Genomic DNA, 20,830 nt, shown 5'->3' on the forward strand with positions numbered 1-20,830 from the left:
AGCTATTTGACGCCGTTTGTCAAAGATTTAGCCATTTTTAGCCCATTTAGTGATACACGTTTGAATTAGGGACACGCCCTAGTAATGTCAGTTATAAGTTAACCGTCTACTAAATGTGTCATTTAAAACTGCCAACTATAGACCACGTCTACCGCGTTCTCGGCGGCTGAACTGGCTTCTACGTAGATGCGACGAGTCAACTGATAGCGAACAGACAGACTGTTTTGAGCATTGAAAACACCTACGCCATAGCGAATATACAAGTCAGGGGTCACGTAACCGGTGACATTGACATTGGTATCTTCACTACTGCCTGAGGCATCAACGGTCAAACTCTGTAAGCCAAAAACTTGTCCAATTTGATTGGTAAGGCTGCGCGTTCCACTAAGACCAAAGCTTAGTCCAGCTGCTGCCAAGTTATTGGTCACTTGTGACTTGAACCCTTGCTCACTGATTTGAGTCGCACTTTTGTTATCGATTCGCCCTGTCACTAGCGCATTCATTGCTTGCTGCTGGGTCAAACCTGCATTATTAAAGACGATGATATTTGGGCTTTCAGTCGTACCTTTCACACGCAGACCCACTGTTTTACCATTAATGGTTTTTGCAGCTTCAATACTCAAGCTAGGCTTCATAACGTCGCCATTGAAGCGCACTTGACCATAATTGAGCTCTAGGCTTTGACCAAAAGCATTAATGTTGGTACGACGCGAGACCTGAACCACTCCTTTTGCGCGCATGATACCTGTGCCATTTTGGTTGATGTTAATCGCACCAGCCAACGGAATGACGGCACCAAAACCACGGAAGTTGATATCATCGCCTAAATCGACACCGATATCAGCATTAATAGACCAAGGTTTTGACATTGCCAATACGTCATCGATGTTACCAATCAAACGACGGTCTAGCACAACTACATCTTCAGATTGAGTCACAATGTCTTCGCTGGCTTCTGGTGGACGAATGGTCGCTGACGGCACGCTAACTGCCCCTTTGATGTCCACATAGCGGTCACTTGGACGTACGATAATGTCAATATCAGGATTGATCTCAGCCACTAGTAAAGGCGGCTGCGTAATCACAAGCCCTTCACCAACAATACTCAATTTGGCTTGTAGCTTTTGCTGCCAATTGACCGTACCGGTCAGTGTACCTGTCCCTGTACCGCTTTTGAACGTCCCGTCAATAGTCGCCTGCGTGCCGCGAATTTTGGCCTGTGTATTAACATTAGTCAAATTCACTGGCAAGTCTAGCATGGCGATGCGACCATTAGAGAGTTTCACATCACCGTAGAACTGAGGCTTATCTAGCGTACCGCCAAGTCCTCCTGCCATCGTAACGTTACCTTTTAGTACTCGCATACCCGGGAAGAAAGGCTTAAAGATGGCCAAATCAAGCTCATTTAACACGAGTGCACCAGAGATTGGTTTCGGCGTTTTATAAGGATCAACAACGACTTCAGCATAACCGCGAGCACCGCGACCCGTATTGATGTCGGTACGCAGCTTGATACCTTCTGGCACCGACAAGGCGATTAGTGAAACACGCTTATAAGGCAGTGTCACAGGCGTGCTATCCCCGTCTTGAATCAAGCCGATTTTGCCATTATCTGAATATAGTGCCGTGTTAATGGTTGGTGGACGACCACGTTGCCAACCGACAATGGCTTTACCATTAATTTTGCCGTGCCAATCAATATCCTTTGGTAAAAATACTGAAAATAATGATGTATCTAAATTCTGCAATGCCACATCGACCTCACCACTGGCTGGAGAAGCCACTAAGTTCTTGCGTAAGCATAGTTTGCCCGTTTGATCCGCGGCCTGCCAACAATGTGCAGCCAACTGTACTTTGAGATCTGTACTATTGCCATTTTGATTATTAGGCAAATTCACAATCAGCTGTGCTGGCTGTAATTGATTCAGGGTAGCGTATCTGGATTTAACGCGGCCTTTACCGATGACCCCTGACCAGCGTAGTGTGTTTCGATCGAACCCACCTTTTAGTCTGGCACCAATGTCCAGTTGCTTATTGGCCACATTGAGATCAACCACATGAGATTTTTCAGTACCGTTAAATGATGCTTTAACACTATCGAAGCTTTGTCCCGCAGCATCCAGACCTTCAGCGCTGACGATAAGCTGGCTTGGGCTATTGGCTAAATTAACCAGCTTGCCACGTATACGACCTTGACGCAAAATAAAGCCCGGTAGTGCAATCCGCTCACCGACTAAATCGATATAAATCGTTGGCAGTGCCTGACCTGCTGGTTGAGACAAAGTCGCTCCACCAGTCACTTTGCCAGCAAGCTTGTCCGATAACTGATCTAAGCTTGTGATATTAATTTTAGTTTGTAGCTGTTTGGCATTACCATTAGCAGTGACATAGTTGTCACCCCAGCGCAGTATCAAGTTGTCAGCATTTAAACTATCGATCAATGCATTCACTTGCTTATACTGTGCTTGGGCATCTTGTGTTTGTAGACGTTTGAAATAACTGGCTAAGTCTTTTGGCAATCGCAGTTTTGCAGCCAAACTACCTTTAGCACTAAGTGGCTGGCCTTTTAGCATACCGCTCAGATTGACTTGTTTGATATTGATCGTTTGCTGCGTATCGCTCCAGCGACCATCCGTATCGATGGTACCTGTGATAAGGCTTGGTGTATCCTTTAAGAAATATCCGATATTGAAGCGATCCATCACCGCATTGATGTCCCACGCGATGCCTTGACGCACATCGACCGTTCCTGTGGCATCGATACTACCTGCTGCACCCACGTGGCGGAAACGCTTGATACGAATCAGTTGGCTATCACCACTTGCCTCAATATTGAGCTTACCTGCTGGTAATTGCTCGGCATCCAAGACCCCATCAAAATTCACAGCAAAACGCTGTAATGTACCTGCGGTATTTGGTCTATTTTTAGGCGCAGCCTGCCACTCGCCACTGGTTTTTAGATCACCTGTGATGATGGCTGGATTATTGGGTAAAAAGTAACCCAAATTGAAGTTGTCAAAGCGACCATCGACGGTCCAGCCGATATTGCTACGCAAATCAATGACACCTTTGGCATTCACTCCTCCAGCCTCACCATTATAATTTAGTTTGCGGATACTAATCAGATCAGGCGTCCCTGCTGCATCAATTGATAGACGACCTTTTGGTACGTCTGCCGTATCGATCTGACCATTAAAACGGGCGTCAAATACAGACAACTCACCACCCACGATATCGACACTGGTATCACCGCTACCTGTTATACCGATCGCGCGACCGTTTTGCGTGGCATCAAGCTGTGCCTGTAAGTCGGTATTATTGACAGTAATCACATGACGCTGACCGCTCACCCCGTTTTTGGTGATATTTAGCAATCGACCACGAGCACTCACACGCCCTGTTAGACGCTCAAGTGGTAAATCGCTACGGTATTCTTTAGGCAATAAACCTTTGGTCGCTGCATCAATTTGCCACGTCAGCGGACGGTTTTTATTTGCTAACTGAATTTGTCCGGCGCCTGACAGATCGCCTACGATGCCATCATAATTGAGTCGATTGATATCAATAATGTCACCTGCTTTACGCAAGCGCACGTCATAATTGCCTTTAGGTGCAGCATTGAGTTCATTGATAACGGCATTGGCATCGACGGATAGGTTTGAACCACGAACGATGACATCTGCCTGACCGCGAGGACTATCAATATTGCCGATGTTGGGTACATCACGGCGGATCAAATTTTGCCAAGTGGCATCAACGTACCAAGGCGCCACTTGCTTAGACTTAGCAGAGGTTTCACCGCGGATCATATTGGCATTGATATGTTCACCATCGCGCTGACGCAAATCTGCATCGATCTGCGTATTACCTTTGCTGTTCTGCTGCTGATAGCGTAGCGATAACCTGCCATTAAGGGTTTGCGGAGCATACGCTTTAAAATCAGTATAGTCGTCAGGAATAGCACGGCGAATATCAAAGTTACTACCAGCCGCACGCAGCGTCGCATTAAAGCTATCTTTCCAACCTAATATACCCTGTATTACCAAACGCCCAGATGGAACGTCAGCCTCTAAACGATCAATGCGCAATTGACTATCTGCAATGACCGCCCGCCCTTGATAATGACCGGACGGAATGTCTTTGGCAGTCAATTCCGTATTGATGCGAAGTCGTATCTCGGAGATGACCCCTGATGCAGTCGCCATACCACTTTGCAGACGAATGTCTTGATCGTCTGCATAAGGAACCAAAATATCATCCCATTGTAGTTTTGCTTGAAATGGTGACCCTGTATCCAGTGCCTGAACGACAAAATTGCCACTAACATCGCTATCGTTATAGCGGCTACGCACTTGCCCAACCGTACGTTTTAGCGTACCGGTTGCCGTGATATTCAGTGGATCAATGTATGCCTTTTCAAGCGCACTGACTTCTGCAATCGCGCTCAAATCCAACGGATAGTCGCCTTGCAAGTCAATCTCGCCTTGTAGGGCACTGACTTTGACGATATCAGCATACTGTAAGTCGCCACGACCTACCGTGACGGTACTACCAACCCATGTCAGATCACGAGCCACAATGTCATTGATGACAATAGGATCTTTGGTTACTTGCTTATAAATAATTTTCTTAATTTTTGCTTTATCAAAACGTAGATTGACTGGTAGCTTTAGGGTTTTATAATCAAAAGGTTCGCCAGTCGGTGGTTTCTTATTGAGAATTTCGATGGTCTGTATATCGGCATCGCTCAGATGCACTTCTTTTGCAAATACCGCACGCCAGCCTATTTTTACATAGGCTTTGTCTACTAATACCTCAAGGTCTTCAGTTGCATCGATATCGATATCGGTCAGCCAAATACCATCACGCAAATTACCGCGCCCATATTTGAAATCGATGCCCGTCTCAGCACTGATTTTTTCTAAAATGAACTTGGTGCCAGAGTCAGTGCCTGCGGCATAAAAAAATATCGCAAACATAATCACTAGTACGATAAGAATCAGTACCAGTAGCTTGAGTAAAAATGATAGCGGGTACCAGCGCCTAACAGCACGAGCATCGCGCTGTGCTGGATCTTCATCTGGTGCATTGTTAGGCGGGGTATTTTCTGTCAGCATGACTCTCAACTACGTTAAAAAGTGATGACCAGCAATCGGTACGGTAAGTGATGAATAAAACGGTTTAGGCAATTTGTTTGTACACTGATAAAGCGAGCATCTACAACGGTGAGCCAATAAAGAAGTGCAATCGCACAGGAATATTGTCTTCTGTCACCCCTGCGGCGACATCGACACGCACTATTCCGACAGGAGAGGCCCAGCGCACACCGACGCCGACGCCAACTTTGGTTTCAGCATCAAAGTCTTTGTCGTACGCATTACCAACATCGGTAAAGAATGCACCGCGAAAGCCCGGTTTGAACTCATAGTTATACTCTGCACTACCAACCGCTAGTACTTGCCCGCCTGTCAGATAGCCTTTATCGTTTAGTGGCGATAAGCTCTCGTAGTCATAGCCACGGATACTTTGGTCGCCACCTGCGAAAAAGCGCAATTTGTAAGGCACATCATAGAAATCATCTGCCCAAATATAACCACCATTCAAACTACCAAGTACTTGATGTTTTTTGTCATCACCAAAGCTATAAATACCGCTAACACCAGCACGAACGATGGCCAAATCAGTATCACTCAGTGCTTTGTCAGCACCTGCTTCAATCGAATAATACTGACGCATACCGCGCGTTGGATTGGTCGCACTATCCGTGTCGGTTTTATTCATACCATAGCCAAACAGCAATGCTTGCTGCTTGGGATTTGACGAGGTAAAGCGGATAGGTAAATCATCACGCGCGGCGCCATCAACGCCAGTCTCTAGCTCGTCCAAACGATAACGCATAGAGTAGCTACGATTCCAACCACTATCACGGCGAATATTACGTGCCAAGGCCGCTTTTAAAGTGGTGGTAGATAAATCAAAGTTACCTTTGCCTTGGTCAATAACTTCTTCTTCATAAGACAGACGCCCATCCAATTTATCATTGAGCGGGTGATTCCAAGGGCGGCTTGCATAGACAGCGACGTTTTTGCTGATTCTGGATACTTCCGTTTCTGCGCCTGCTTGATAACCCTGACGGTTAAGCAAATTATAATCGATCTTTGCGGTTGCTCGAACGCCTGTGTCAGTACCATAACCCAAACCAACTTGCGCATCACGCGGTTTGTCAGCATAGACAAAAACGTATAACGGTACTTTTTTGCTTGTCGCAACGTCTTGCGGCGTCTTGCGTCCTGCTAATGTCGGTGGTACAAAGTTCTCATCAGCCAGTAGGTTTTCTTCATCAGGGAATATTTTTTGTGCCACATTGCTAATTGAATCACTAATTTTGCCTAATAAGTTATCAGCTTCTTGGTCTTTTTCATCTAGCACGCGATCATCAGGTAAGTTACTTAGGCGCTCTGCTTTTTTCTTAACGGCTTGTAGCTTATCAAGCGTTTCTTCATCAGCCTCAAACTCGATAGCAGCAATGTCAGCTTCGTTGACAGTCTCTCCACTACCGTTACCTAAGGCACTTTCGCTCGCTACGCCAGTATCACTACCCGTATTTTCTGTACTAGCCAAACGATTATTGGATGCTGCTAGAGTAGCATTATCGCCAGTAATACCTGAGACGCCATCATTATCAACATCCTCATCCAATATAGCATTGCTATTGGCAGGTGCATTATCAAATGCCAATGTACTGGCTTCACTCCGGTCATCTGGCGGTAATATAGACTCAACGTTGACAGTATTGAAATAGCGAGTCGCTGACAAGTCATTACTAAACTTTGTCACTGACGGACGATAGAAAGGATCACCTGGCGCAAACTCATACAATTGCTGCAATAACGACAATTCTACTGGGAGTTTGTCAGGGTCTTGTGTCAGCGTGTTGGTTTCTTTGTCATAGGTAAAGAAAACAACATCATCAAACTCGTAGCGGTCGCCTGTGTTATAGACCAAAGACATATCCGCTTTGTTGTCTGGCAAGATAATATCGACAGATTTGTTCAACCAATATTGATCGAAATATCCATAAGTATTACTCAAAGACTCAAGCGCGGCTTTGCTGCTCTTGTAGACACGGTGGTTAAAAATATCACCTTCTTGCGGTGGTAGTTCTTTTTCAAGCGCGACAAACTCTTCTTGCTCACCGCCCTCACCGCGAATATCAACAATACGGCTGTCTACAATAACAGGCTCGCCCAGCTCTTCGATAACCACATTGATCGTATCACGCGTAGGCTGACGTAGACTAAGCGTCACATCATAGTAACCCACTGCCTTGGCAGCATCCAATGCTGTTTGCCGCAGACGTGGCAGCGCCGCTGTGAAATCAATGACTGATCGCACTGAGGTGTCATCGAGGGCCGCTTTAATGTTTTTCATTGGCTGAGCATCGTTGTCAGCCTTGATGAGTTTTGGCTGACCATTAGCGGTGTCTTCACCAGCGGCTTGTTGTATATAAACCGTGGTTTCCACACTAGGCAATGCCATCGCGCCACCATTGAACAACCGATTATAAAGACGTTTAACAATGTTGCTTTTATTACGTGCGAGCGGCTTTGACTGGTCAGCTTGCTCGATGCTTTGATTGACAGCCTGAGTATCATTCTGATAATCCGGTAAGTAGTCTTCAGGATCAATCACATCTGAGGGCATGTTGTCGCCATCGGTTATATCGCTATCACCCGCTACTATCTCGTCATTAATGCCATTTGCTGTATTGACACCTCCACTACTGACAGAGTCACTCACGTTAATGGGACGTGACATAATTTCAGCTGTGGCTGCCTGCTCTGCTGCCGTTTCACTTTTGCCTAATGTGTCAAGATTGCTAGGTGCAGATAAGTCGGTCGCATCTAACTCAACATCTAAGCCAATGGGCGGCGCTGTGTCGTTTAATGTGGCAATTGGCGTATCAAAAGCACTGTCATTGTTAATGCTGTCGATATCTTGAGCATTTTGCAAATCCATCGCAGCCAACTCACGATCAATCTGCTCAGGCGTCATCATCTGATAGCTTTGCTGCTGTATCGCCGTTGCTTGTTGCAACAAATCATCGTTAGATAGATCTGCTTGCATGCCTTCTGCGTACCTATCATCGTCGAAACGATTTGAATCTTGCAGGCCACTATTCTGATTATTATTTCGGGCACTGTCATTCTGAGAAGATGACGAGTTAGCGCCTGATTTTTTGATACCTAGTGTTTGTTCGCTATAGTCATCCAAGACCGACTGATCAATAATGCCCTGCTCCACTGCCTTTTTTAGACGTAGTGCATCTAGGGCAGTATCGAGCTGGCTATCATCGTCTGATGGTGCGCCTGATGTATTATTAGCCGTTTGATTGTTGGCTAATTGAGTCTTAGCGACTTGATTACTGGTCGATGGATTGGTGATATTTGTGTTGGTTGTCTCAGCCAATGCTGCAGGTGCAACACTGACTAGGCTAGTAGCTAGCGCGGTACAGAGCGCTGAGCGCTTGAAATGAATACGGGGAGTACCGCTATGAGTGCTTTGGATGCTGATATCGTTCTGAATACTCATGCTGTCACGCTGCCTCATTAATATGTTGCGTGCTCGAGTTGAAGGCGGCTGGGTCATGTTTACGTCCTATCCCTTCACGCGGCATACTATTATTAACGATGACTATCGCCAAGTCTGACCGGTGAATAAGCTTATAGCAGTGGGCTGAAATTAATGGTTTACTGCGTTGCTTGTCATGATGGAAGTCTCTAGCGCATATTATTCAGCACTCGATGGGTGACACCATTCAAACAGTCTTGATTGATAGCAGGCCTTCACCTTTACCGTCGCTCGCACCTTTTAATACAACCACATAAAATTTACAAATCATAACTTAGTTAATTATGAAATCATAGCGCAGGTTTCATGTATTTTTACCTAAGCCTTGCTATTATACGGCTTAATATTGATAAAACCTATGCTGTATTTCGATAAGTTTTTGATAATATTGATGATTGCTATCGCATTATAAGCTGCGTTCAGCGCCTCTTCTTACTTTATCAGCCGCGTCTCATCTGTAGGAACGTTCATGTCCAATCAGTTTCAGCTATTTAAGCGCCGCCGTTTTAGCGCCATGTTTTTTACCCAGTTTTTGGGCGCTTTTAATGACAATATCTTTAAACAAGCACTCATACTGGTTCTGACTTATACCGCTGCCAGTCAATTGGGCGTCGAAGTCAGTATTTTAAACAATTTGGCCGCGATGTTATTCATACTGCCCTACTTTTTGTTTTCGGCATTGGCAGGACAAATCGCTGATAAGTATGAAAAATCTAAGCTCACGCAGTTTATCAAAGTGCTTGAGCTGATCATCATGGCAATCGCTGCGGTTGGTTTTGTTTTTGAATGGTACACCCTTTTATTTGTCGCGTTGTTTTTGATGGGCACGCATTCGACCTTTTTTGGACCGATTAAGTACGCTTATCTACCACAGGCGATGAAAGAAGATGAGCTGGTCGGTGCCAATGGTCTGTTTCAGATGGGCACTTCTCTGGCTATACTTGTTGGTATGATTGTCGCTGGCATCTTAACTCAGCTATCACAATCACTGTACTGGATTAGCGCCACCGTATTGGTCGTTGCTGTGCTGGGTTATCTGGCAGCACGTTATATCCCTAACATGCCAGCTATGCAGCCTGATCTTAAGATTAACTGGAATATTATCACCACCAGCTTGTCTACGGTGCGCTATCTCTACTCTCTACCATTTTTGTTTTTTGTCATTCTTGGCAACAGCTGGTTTTGGTTCTATGGGGCGACGTTTTTGACTCAAGTGCCAGAGTTCAGCAAAGTCATTTTGCATGGTGATGAGTCGGTGGTTATTTTTCTATTGACGCTATTTTCGGTAGGCGTGTCGATAGGCTCGCTCCTATGCAAATCATTGACCAAAAACCAAGTAAGCCTGCGCCTATTACCTTTTGGTATTGCTGGATTGAGTATCTTTGCTATTGATTTGTACTTTTCACTTTCAAGCCTAAACATAAATGTGAATAATGACACATTGCTTGGTATCAGTGATTTATTTGGTATCAGTGGGAGCTGGCGCGTTTTTGCTGATTTGTTCTTATTGGGATTTAGTGGTGGTCTGTATATTGTGCCTTTATATGCCTCGATGCAGGCCTATGCGCCAAAGAGCCATCGCGCGCGTATCGTGGGTGCCAACAACATATTCAATGCGATATTTATGGTCACGTCAGCGATTTTTGCGATTGTCATCTTAAATGCATTAGGGCTAAGTCTACCGCAGCTATTTTTGGTAACAGGTGTGCTCAATATTGCTTTTGGTATCTTCTTATACCTTAAGCTAAATAGACATATCAAACAGGCGGTTATCCAAACCAATGATGAAATGGTTATATAAATAAGCCATATCGAGCTTAAATAACGATAGCAATCGATAGGTTATCAAGGTAATAATATTGATGCCGATAATTTCGATTGTTTGCTATAGTAATGTGCATAAGAGCTGTACATAGGATTATTGCCCTAGAGCAGTCACTAGTCTTATTTTATTGATAGAATTTAACGCCATCAGGAGTGAACCATGGCCCTGCGTCCCTTATCCAAAATCGACCAGTTATTGCTTGGGGTCGACAAAGCATTACGAGCTGTCGTGCCAAACTCAAACCCCAGTACGCGCCCATTGCCAGTGAGTAGTGACGAGATTCCTGAACTGACCATCACAGAGGCGCGTCATGTCGCAGGATTGATGCGTATCAATCATACCGGTGAAGTGTGTGCGCAAGGTCTCTACCACGGACAAGCATTTGCTGCGAAAGACAGTGGCGTCAAGCAAGCCATGCAAAATTCTGCTGAAGAAGAAGTCGACCATCTGGTCTGGTGCGAGACGCGCTTAAATGAACTGGGTAGCCATGCGAGTGTGTTTACCCCGCTTTGGTATGGGATGTCTTTTGGCCTAGGTGCAGTCGCGGGGGCTATCTCAAATGAGTTTAGTTTGGGGTTTGTCGCGGAAACAGAAACACAAGTTAGCGAGCACCTGCAAGATCATATCAATCAACTACCCGAACATGATAAACGTTCAAGAGAAATACTGGCACAAATGGATATCGAAGAGCGACATCATCGCGAGCTCGCACTAGCAAGTGGCGGCGCTGCATTATCACCACCTGTACGTCAGACGATGCGCTGGATGGCCAACTGTATGAAGGCGACTGCTTATCATTTGTAGAGGTATATATAATAAGTTCATCGATGGCATATCTGGTCTCACTGACACTACCAGATTCACTCAACGCTAGCGAGTAACAATCCTACCACAGATAGCGCAAAGCTTAATTTGCTAGGGTGTTAAAAATTTGTACGATTTTGCAGCAAAAATATATCCTGACTATCAACCGATTAATGAATAAATAACGACTAAATAAATTAAATAAGGTAATGATTTTTATGAAAGCAACTCTCTTTAATAGCGCGTCTTCCAAGTCGCCAAAGCTTGCAACCTTGACTGCGCTCGCGGCTGCCTGTGCAATGATGCTTTCTGCGCCTGTGAATGCCGCAGAAGCTGACACTGCTGCTACATCAGCACCTGCTGTACCGAGCGCTATAGATTCCAGCAAACGTGTGATTCGTCTGGCAAGGCCAGGTGCGACGGCCAGCACAGCTCAAAGTACAACAGATGCTATGCCTTCTAATAGCGCTCCGTCAGTTAATACTCAGCCAATGATGCCGTCAAGCAACACTCAGCCTAACCGTACCCCTTTGAGCACGGCACAGGCAGCACAGATGATGCAATCAAGCAGTACTCAACCAAATCGTGTACCTGTCAGCGCCGCTCAGCCACCAGCATCGCAAATGATGAATCCAGCTAATGCCCCTGTAATCAGCGGTACCACTCGCGTCTATGAGCCAGGTCCGATGACTGCGACTGGTATTGATCTGCGCAGCGGTCAGCTCTTGAATATTCCAACACCACAAGTACAGCTCTCAGATGTGAGCTTTATCAAAACCGTCTTGATCCCGCAACAAAAGGGCCTAGGTACTGATAAACTTGACGTCAGTTTGCTTGATGATTTCATCGCAGACGTCTCACCGAATGCTCGTCACTATCCACCGAACTTCCCTAACCGCACTCAGCGCCATTACACTCGCGAAAAAATCAAAGTATTGGCCGATTGGATTGAGCCTTATGCCAAATCACCAAATGCGTCTTACGATGTATTGATGCGCGCAGCTAAGCTAAACGGAATGGGTCGTAATCTAGACTTAGGCTCAGACTACACGGTACGCGGCGGGCAATATGTTGACCGCGCCATCAAAATTCAACCAGATAGCGGTGAAGCCAATTTCTTATATGGCATGATGCTATCAGAAGGTGGCGGGTTTAAAGAAGGCCAAAAATATCTAGACCGCGCCGTATCACTAGGTTATACCGAAGCAGAGCAAAGCTTGGCACAGTCAGACCTACTCAGTGATCGCCGTGCTAACGCCCTAGAGCGCCTACGTCGTCTTGAAGCAAAATACCCTAACAACACCGTTATTCCTCAGCAAATCAAACTGGTTGAAGATGGCAAATTCTACATTTGGGACATCCCTGCACCGGATATCAATGTGAAGCCAGGTGCCTAAATTGGTACTGTTTGCCTACATTAAAGATAAACAAATAATTTTGTAGTCTTAGCATACCTAGCGCCTTTGTTTTTATGAATATAAAGCAAAGGCGCTTTTTTGTATCTAATAGAAACCTGCTTGCACAGAACATTGTCTTTTTATACTTTGTCTTTTTCTCCTTTGTCTAAATGAACGCCCTTTTTAACCAAAAATTTAAGTGTATCTCAAAATAATAACCATCATTTGAAAAAATCGTTCGATATATAGCGCTTGGTTACAACCCTTCAAATAAAATAGTCTAATATCAAAAGTTACGCTAAACTCTATTATAACCAAGAGCATTTCCATTTCTAGTTTTCTCATAACTACTTTTTTACCGGACTGACCTATGACTTCTGCTAGCACTAGCAAAAACACGGTAACGCAAGCCAATAAAAAAATGCTGCCTATCGCCTCAGTCGCATTATTAACAGCCGCAATGCTGCTACCAGCCTGTAGTGTCGTCTCGGTGGAAAAACAAGCATCGGCCAAGACCATCTCAGCACAGCGCGGTAATATCGTCACTGATAATCAACTAAGCAGCGATACGGCATCTGCCTTGCTATCAGCAGGTCTTAATGAGCAAGCTTGTATGCAGCAATTCGACTTGTGCCTGACTCAGCTCACGGACAGTATTTTAAATAAGCACTATCGACCTGCACTGGCGATTTTTGCAGAACTGCACTACGCAAAAGCGCGCCAGCTTGCCGACTCACAAAACTGCCGCAATGCACTTGCTCGTCCACCACTTGACCCATACTACGCCAATGCGCCTTTGAGCGAAGACGATGCCAAAACGCAGCAAGAAGAGACCACTCTTTGCTTAAACAATTATCAGGACAGACTATTTAATGCGGTTAAATATAGCTATACCTATTTGTTTTATGACAGCCTGACTCATGATTTTGAGGGTGCTGATGAAAGCTATAGTAGTGATCATGCGCAAACCCGCATCCCAACTGACAACGATATTCAGACCCAAGATATCTACAACGCTGCCAGCAATGATGTCATTACGCAGCTGTATCGATCGACCGAAAATTCAGATAAATTAATGAATGGCACAAGAGTGGAATACTTAACCATACCTTCTGCCAAGCGCGATAGCAGCGATCAAGCAGCGATTGCCAATCGAGCCCCGCTAAAAGGTAGAGCGATCGACCAAGTGAAGGTCATGAAAGTACAAGTAGATGATTATGACCTCGGCATCTATTTGCCAAATGAAAACAACTATTTGCAAAATGCTCATAAGCAAGACTCTGCGCTAGCAGACTTAGTTTCTACTTACGAGCTACGTCTCTCTGGGCTAAACTCTGTTAGCAAACGTCCCGGTTTAGGTATCAGCTTAGTTGCTTCTCTCGATGATCGATATACCACCACGATTCGCCAGTTATTGGCATCATCACTATCGGGTCGATTAGCCAATGAGAGTGACAATACAAAAGATAGCGAGCCAAGCTCACGCATTTACCCTACTGGTCATCTACTGCTGACTGGTTTGATCAAACCAAGTGGTGATAGCGTGCTGGATGTGCTGAGCAGTCGCCAGCTCGATATCCATCTATACAATCCATACCAAACTGAAACCGTCAACATTCTTAACGATAACTATCCGTTAGCAGCCAATTTCTCAGCAGGTTATGGAATGTGGCTGGCAGAAAACCAGTTGGACAGCGTGGGTTATTTGAACCTCATCACGCGCCAGCCAGATGCTCGTCTACCCAAACTGTTTATGCTCGAACCTTATGACCCTGACAAGCGTGTCATCATTATGCTGCATGGGCTGGCGTCTAGCCCTGCAACGTGGGTCAATCTTACTAACGATATTCTCAATGATGATAAGCTGCGCGACAATTACCAAGTTTGGCAAATATTTTATCCAACCAATTTGCCTATTTTAGAAAACCGTTATCAGATTCAGCAATTAATCAACACTACCTACGAGCAGACGGACCCGACAGGACAAAATCGCGCCAGTAAAAACAGCGTGATCATTAGCCACAGCATGGGAGCCATTATCGCGCGCATGATGCTGTCCGATGACAACTTGGTCGATGATTTGGATAGACTTGATGATCAAGACATTCTCTCTAGTAGTGAAAAACGGCAAATCCGTGACGCACTAAAAGAATCGTTTGGTGAAAAGGAATTGAAAAAACGGTTTGAGCTACAATCCTTGCCACAAGTAGACACCGCTGTCTTTTTATCTGCACCTTTTCGCGGCACTGACTATGCAGACCGCTGGTTTACGCGGGCACTGCGCCGTATTGTTTATTTGCCAGTCGGTTTGGTCAAAACTGTGACTGATAACTTAGCGACGATTGCCACGCAAGGCGATCTGGCGCAAAACCCATTGGGCGCTTTATATCTACAAAATGGTGCCAGTCAGCTCAGTGACAAATCTTCTTTTATCGAATTAACCAAAGATCTGACGATCAATAGCCATGTGACTTATCATTCAATTATTGCCAACAACGATGCTGATATCACAAAAGGGTTGGCTCAAGCACAGCCTGACGGTGCCAAAATTGATTTATCGCAAGCAGTAGAAGAAGACGCGACAGATAAAAGCGTAAGTGTCAGCGTGTCAGAGGACACATCAGAGCTGCCTGCTGAGCCGCTTGTCGCTGCCGTCACTGTTGATAAAAATATCAGTCAGGCGCTAACCCAGCGTTTATCAGATGGCATTGTTCCCTATACCAGTGCTCACCTAGATGGCGCCGCGTCTGAAACAGTTATCAATGGCGGTCATAGTATTCAAACCAATCCGCAAACTATTTTGACGCTGCGGCGAATTTTGCATGAACAGTTACAAGAATGATGTATGTTTTTGTTATTGGTGAATGTTTTAATGCATGGGACACCAAGTAATAAACAGAACAGATGTTTTATGAAAAAATACTCACTATTTCCAAGTCATTGTTATTCATAACGTTAATTTTATTTTCAAGAGTATTTTATGATTGTTTTTCTGACTCATAGGTATGTAGCTGTCTAACGGTATGGGTTGCGTGACTATCTAGGGAGGCGCATAATATATACAGCACATGACTGTAATATATGAATTTATAGGGACATAAATTATTCAATTCAGCTAAACAGTGAGTCGCAAGCTTAGCCACAATTTATGTCTAATGTTGGTAAAGTAAAGTTCTGCGCCATTGAGCCATTGCCCGTAATCTTTGTCACCTTGATTTATGTACAGTTACGGACAGTTACTTGAGCGTTGTACGGAAGCCAGCGCTATTCAGCTAACAGATGAGAGTAACCGTTTATGTTCGCTACGTTTATGATTGACCAGCTCGATGCGCTGATGCTCGCGCGCATTCAGTTTGCTTTTGTTATCTCGTTTCATATTGTCTTTCCTGCCTTCTCTATCGGACTTGCCAGCTGGCTTGCAGTACTTGAATTTCGCTGGTTAAGAACCGGTAATCCTATCTATGCTGAAGTGTATAAGCATTGGGTCAAGATATTTGCCGTCGTTTTCGGTCTAGGTGTGGTATCTGGCGTGGTGATGTCTTATCAGTTCGGTACTAACTGGGCTGTATTCTCTGACAAGGCAGGTAACGTTTTAGGCCCACTACTCGCCTATGAAGTACTGACTGCTTTTTTCTTAGAAGCTTCTTTTTTGGGTATCATGCTATTTGGCTGGGGACGTGTCAGCAAACGCATGCACTTTGCCTCGACTGCCATTGTCGCTATTGGTACGCTAATCTCAGGATTTTGGATACTTTCTGCTAACAGTTTTATGCAAACCCCTCAGGGCTTTATGATGGGTGCAGACGGTCTGCTTTATCCAACCGACTGGCTTGAGATTATTTTCAACCCTTCATTTCCTTACCGCTACGCACATATGATGACCGCGGCATTCTTGACGACTGCCTTTGTTATCGGTGGTATTGGTGCTTACTATATCCAATCCAAAAAACATGCCGATCACCGTGCGCATGGTCGCGTGATGCTTGGTATGGCGATGATTATGGCTATCTTTGTCGCGCCGGCGCAGGTGTTGATTGGGGATGAGCATGGTCTAAATACGCTTGAACATCAGCCAGCTAAAGTCGCCGCCATGGAAGGTATCTGGGAGGATGAGCGCGGTGCCGCTCTACGACTATTTGCGATTCCTGATCAAGAAAACCAGACCAATAAATACGAAGTAAAAATCCCTTATGTGACTGGCCTGATTCTTACCCATTCATTAGATGGTGAGGTCAAAGGTTTAAAGAACTGGGCACCTGCAGACCAGCCACCGGTCATTATTGTGTTCTGGGCATTTCGTATCATGGTTGGTATCGGGATGTTGATGGTGCTGGTTGGCTTATTCAGTCTCTACAAATACTTTAAGAAACAACAATTCAATTCTGATAGCGTGTGGTTCCACCGTGCGTGGATGATGATGACGCCGCTTGGCTTTATTGCTCTATTGTCCGGTTGGTTCGTGACTGAAACAGGACGTCAGCCTTGGACAGTATATGGGGTGATTCGTACTGCTGAAAGTATGTCTCCCCTTGCAGCGCAGCAAGTGGCTACGACACTCATTGGCTTTATTGTGCTCTATATCTTTGTTTTTGGTGCGGGTAGTTTTTATATCTTGCGTTTGATTGCCCAAGGTCCTAAGCCTTATACAGATCCTGCTGAAGACAACTTCTATGAACACTCAGTAACAGAAAGCCAAGGTCGCGCATTGAGTGGCGACAGCAATCCTGCCAAAAATACTGAAGAGGACTTAGATGCGCCTGCAGATGATGTCGATGATGGAGGATTACGCTAATGTTTAACTTCGGTGATGTATTAGATTTACCTCTTATTTGGGGCGGATTGATTGCTTTATCTGTCTTTGTTTATGTGCTGCTTGATGGGTTTGATTTGGGCTGCGGAATTTTATTCCCGTTTGCAGGCTCAGATAAAAATCGCAGTCGCATGATGAATTCTATCGCCCCTTTCTGGGATGGTAACGAGACGTGGTTGGTATTGGGCGGTGGCGGTCTATTTGCCGCCTTCCCTGTTGCTTACGGTATCATCATGACAGGTCTCTACCTACCTGTGACCGCCATGCTATTCGGTCTTATCATGCGCGGGGTAGCGTTTGAGTTTCGCTTCAAGTCGTCGTCGCGTCGACATGTGTGGGACACTTTCTTTTTTGTCGGCTCAGTCGTTGCTACTTTCTCTCAAGGTATTATGCTTGGTGCGCTGGTACAAGGGTTAGAGGCCAGTAACCGTCTCTATACTGGTGGCCCGTTTGATTGGTTTACGCCTTTCTCGATTGTTTGCGGATTTGCCATGATTATCGGTTATGCCTTACTTGGCTCGACATGGCTCATCATAAAAACAGAACACTCCCTACAAGTATGGGCGCGCAGAGTCTCAGGCTGGATGCTGACCGCGTTAGTGGTAGCGATGATTGTTGTGACCGCGTTCATGTATTTTTCGGACATTGATGCATTAGAGGGATGGTTTGGTTTTCCAGAGCTGCTATATCTTGCCCCTATGCCTGTCATTGCTGTGATTTTGTTCTTTATCATGCGCAAAGACCTGAAGACCGAACGTGAGTATCGTCCGTTTTTATTGACGGTTGCGCTATTTTTAATGGGTTATATCGGTGTTTGTTTTGCGCTATTCCCTTATATCGTACCGTATCAGATGACAATTTATGAGGCGGCGGCGGCGGATACTTCGCTATCATTTATGCTTATTGGCGCTGTTATCATGCTACCGATTATCTTGAGCTATACCGCTTTTGCTTACTATACGTTCAAAGGTAAATCTGATCATAATCCGATGTACTAATCGTTAATAGTGATAAGTAACGGATCAGCTAGAAGCAGTGGCTATTTTTGCTGACAGTTGATAGCCACTGTTGATACGCTAATCAGGAGAAAGATATGAAAAAGCTTAGTAAAAAACAATCTCAATGGTTATGGTTTATTGGTCTATATACAGCAGGGTTTTTAGTTGTGTTTACGATTGCACAGCTTATCAAACTTGCTATGGGTGTTTAATAAAACTGCCTGACATTAGAGATTAGAACTATTGGAATCATAACCATCTGTATACTCAGTTTGCTAGATTTGAATGTATTTTGTGATTGATGCGTTGAAGGCACGATAAAAACGATATATCAAAACCCGTAAAAAATGTCGGAACCCATAAAAAAGCAGCGTTGATAATTCAACGCTGCTTTTTTGTGTTTACCGGTGTATTTTTGCTTATGAATTTACTCGACCTTGATGATTATCGATATCGTTTTTTTCAATAAACTCATTCACTTGTGCCAAGCGCTCGGCTGTACCAACGTCGATCCAGTTGTCAGTAATTACTTCAGCAGTAATCTGGAATTTAATCATCGCTTGCTTAAGTAGTGGTGCCAATGCGGCAGGCTGTCCTGATACCAGTCCTTCTACCAACGTAGGAGACATCACGCTGATACCAGCGAAAGTGAATTTGTCCGCATTGCCAACTGGCTGCTCGCTGGCAAGACCATTATTAATAGCGAAATCACCACCATCATTGTGCTCTGGATTGTCAATCAACAACAGATGTGCGCGCTGATCCGCACCTAATGTATAGTCTCGCAACTGAGCAAAATCATAGGTCGTCCAAACATCAGAGTTGACGAGAATAAATGGCTCGTCTCGCAGCTTGCCTGACTGTAATGCTTGAAAAATGCCACCTGCCGTCTCTAACGGTTCATCGCCTTCTACTGACCAATGTAATTTGACCCCATATTGCGAGCCGTCGCCTAAGGTATCTATCAGCTTATCAGACAACCATGATGCATTGATCGTGATATCGGTAATACCTGCGTCTTGTAGTGCTTTAATATGCCAGACGATAAGTGGCTGTCCACCTACTTCAACCAAAGGCTTGGGCGTTTCTAGTGTTAATGGTCGCAGACGTGTACCCTTGCCAGCAGCCAAGATCATGGCTTGTGTAATCGTAAAGCTAGACATGCTTACTCCTATTTTTATTATTTATATCATTAATTTGATTGAGCATCATCTACGCTGAAACAAACTTACCTTTGTATGCAGGTACGACAGCATCTTTTAACCATTGATTAAAAGATATGACGGCATGCTTGACCTCATCATTACCTTGTTCAGCCAGCCAGTTTAATTCAATAATTAAATCACGCATGACTTTGGGAATATCGGCCAAATAGCGATCTTTGCCATCGCGTTTAGATAATCGAATAAAAATACCTAGTACTTTTAAATGACGCTGTACGCCCATTACATTGACGTCGTTTTCAAGCTGCACCACATTATCGGCTGTGGTTAGCGATTGTTGCTTTTGTAGCTGCCAAAAGTCGTTAATCCATGCAGATACTTGACGCTCTGGCCATTCGACATAGGCATCACGTACTAGCGAAACCAAATCATACGTGTAAGAGCCGATCACGGCATCTTGAAAATCAATCACACCTAAGCGCGATGTGTCCGCTTGGTCTTGCATGAGGTTACGACTATGATAGTCGCGATGCACAATGACTTGTGGCTGCAGCAGGATTTCATTGATAAGTACCGATTTCAAGTTTTCCCACACCTTCTCATTCAGCTCTACGCTGATATAAGGGATAAACCACTCACTAAACAGGTTCATCTCGCGATCTAATAACGCCGTATCGTAATCTGGCAGCTGATACTGAGATCTTGCAGTCTCGACTGGTACCGTTTGCAGCGCTACTAACGTCTGCATGGCGAGCTGATAATAGTCATTTATTTGATCTGGTGTTGCATCAGTCAGCAAATGAGCAAACTCTACTGCACCAAAGTCTTGTAGCACCAAAAAACCTTTTTCTAGATTTTGTGCGATGAGCGTCGGTACATTGATTGCAGGCGACATAAGCTTGGCAACATTGATGAATTGCCGCATGGCATCTTGCTCATCAGCAGAATCCATGACGATATAACGCGTATCTCCTGACCCATCAGCCTCTAGCAATTGAATGCGATGATAGCGGCGTGCACTCGCATCACCCGGTAAGCTGTCTAGATTAAAGGGCATATCTACAAATACTTGCTGTAACCAATGCTCGAGTTGTTGTTGGCGATTGTCGTTATTGTTATCGGTCATGTCAGGCTCTATAGTGGTTTTATCAGTCATAATGGGCATCATAGGTTAAATATAAATCATAAATAATTAAAGTAGT

General features: G+C 44.8%; 10 protein-coding genes. 6 read left to right on the forward strand and 4 right to left on the reverse strand.

The features are described from left to right. Positions 1–122: 122 nt before the first annotated feature. Entirely contained in the window at positions 123–5,117 is a 4,995-nt protein-coding gene (locus I3255_RS08345) for a translocation/assembly module TamB domain-containing protein (RefSeq protein ID WP_238038428.1), read from the reverse strand. Positions 5,118–5,217: 100 nt separating this feature from the next. Beyond that, positions 5,218–8,649, reverse strand: coding sequence for a BamA/TamA family outer membrane protein (locus tag I3255_RS08350; RefSeq protein WP_238038429.1), 3,432 nt, complete (start codon positions 8,647–8,649; stop codon positions 5,218–5,220). Between the two features lie 451 nt (positions 8,650–9,100). Here I3255_RS08350 and I3255_RS08355 point away from each other — a divergent pair, with 451 nt between their 5' ends. The 6 genes from I3255_RS08355 to cydB all read left to right on the forward strand — a co-directional run bounded on the left by I3255_RS08355 (position 9,101) and on the right by cydB (position 18,465). After that, positions 9,101–10,432, forward strand: coding sequence for an MFS transporter (locus I3255_RS08355; RefSeq protein ID WP_238038430.1), 1,332 nt, complete (start codon positions 9,101–9,103; stop codon positions 10,430–10,432). A gap of 189 nt (positions 10,433–10,621) precedes the next feature. After that, positions 10,622–11,260: a 2-polyprenyl-3-methyl-6-methoxy-1,4-benzoquinone monooxygenase gene (gene coq7 / locus I3255_RS08360; protein ID WP_238038559.1), complete on the forward strand. Its 639-nt coding sequence runs from the start codon at positions 10,622–10,624 to the stop codon at positions 11,258–11,260. Positions 11,261–11,478: 218 nt separating this feature from the next. Next, positions 11,479–12,657: a hypothetical protein gene (locus I3255_RS08365; RefSeq protein ID WP_238038431.1), complete on the forward strand. Its 1,179-nt coding sequence runs from the start codon at positions 11,479–11,481 to the stop codon at positions 12,655–12,657. Between the two features lie 370 nt (positions 12,658–13,027). Further along, positions 13,028–15,499 (forward strand): alpha/beta hydrolase, encoded by a 2,472-nt coding sequence (locus tag I3255_RS08370; RefSeq protein ID WP_238038432.1) that lies wholly within the window; start codon positions 13,028–13,030, stop codon positions 15,497–15,499. Between the two features lie 468 nt (positions 15,500–15,967). After that, positions 15,968–17,449 (forward strand): cytochrome ubiquinol oxidase subunit I, encoded by a 1,482-nt coding sequence (locus I3255_RS08375; protein WP_238038560.1) that lies wholly within the window; start codon positions 15,968–15,970, stop codon positions 17,447–17,449. After that, on the forward strand, positions 17,449–18,465 hold the full coding sequence (cydB, locus tag I3255_RS08380) for a cytochrome d ubiquinol oxidase subunit II (protein WP_238038433.1): 1,017 nt from the start codon (positions 17,449–17,451) through the stop codon (positions 18,463–18,465). Before I3255_RS08375 ends, cydB begins: the two co-directional genes overlap by 1 nt. A 419-nt stretch (positions 18,466–18,884) precedes the next feature. Here the strand turns inward: cydB and murU are convergent, their stop codons facing one another. Together murU and I3255_RS08390 are read right to left on the reverse strand one after the other, a co-directional pair. After that, complete coding sequence (gene murU, locus I3255_RS08385) at positions 18,885–19,628, reverse strand: N-acetylmuramate alpha-1-phosphate uridylyltransferase MurU (protein ID WP_238038434.1); 744 nt, start codon at positions 19,626–19,628, stop codon at positions 18,885–18,887. Between the two features lie 49 nt (positions 19,629–19,677). Further along, positions 19,678–20,784, reverse strand: a complete 1,107-nt coding sequence (locus tag I3255_RS08390) for a phosphotransferase (protein ID WP_238038435.1) — start codon at positions 20,782–20,784, stop codon at positions 19,678–19,680. Positions 20,785–20,830: the final 46 nt, after the last annotated feature.

Origin of the sequence: Psychrobacter sp. Ps6 (assembly GCF_022129235.1) — a bacterium.
Classification (GTDB): domain Bacteria; phylum Pseudomonadota; class Gammaproteobacteria; order Pseudomonadales; family Moraxellaceae; genus Psychrobacter.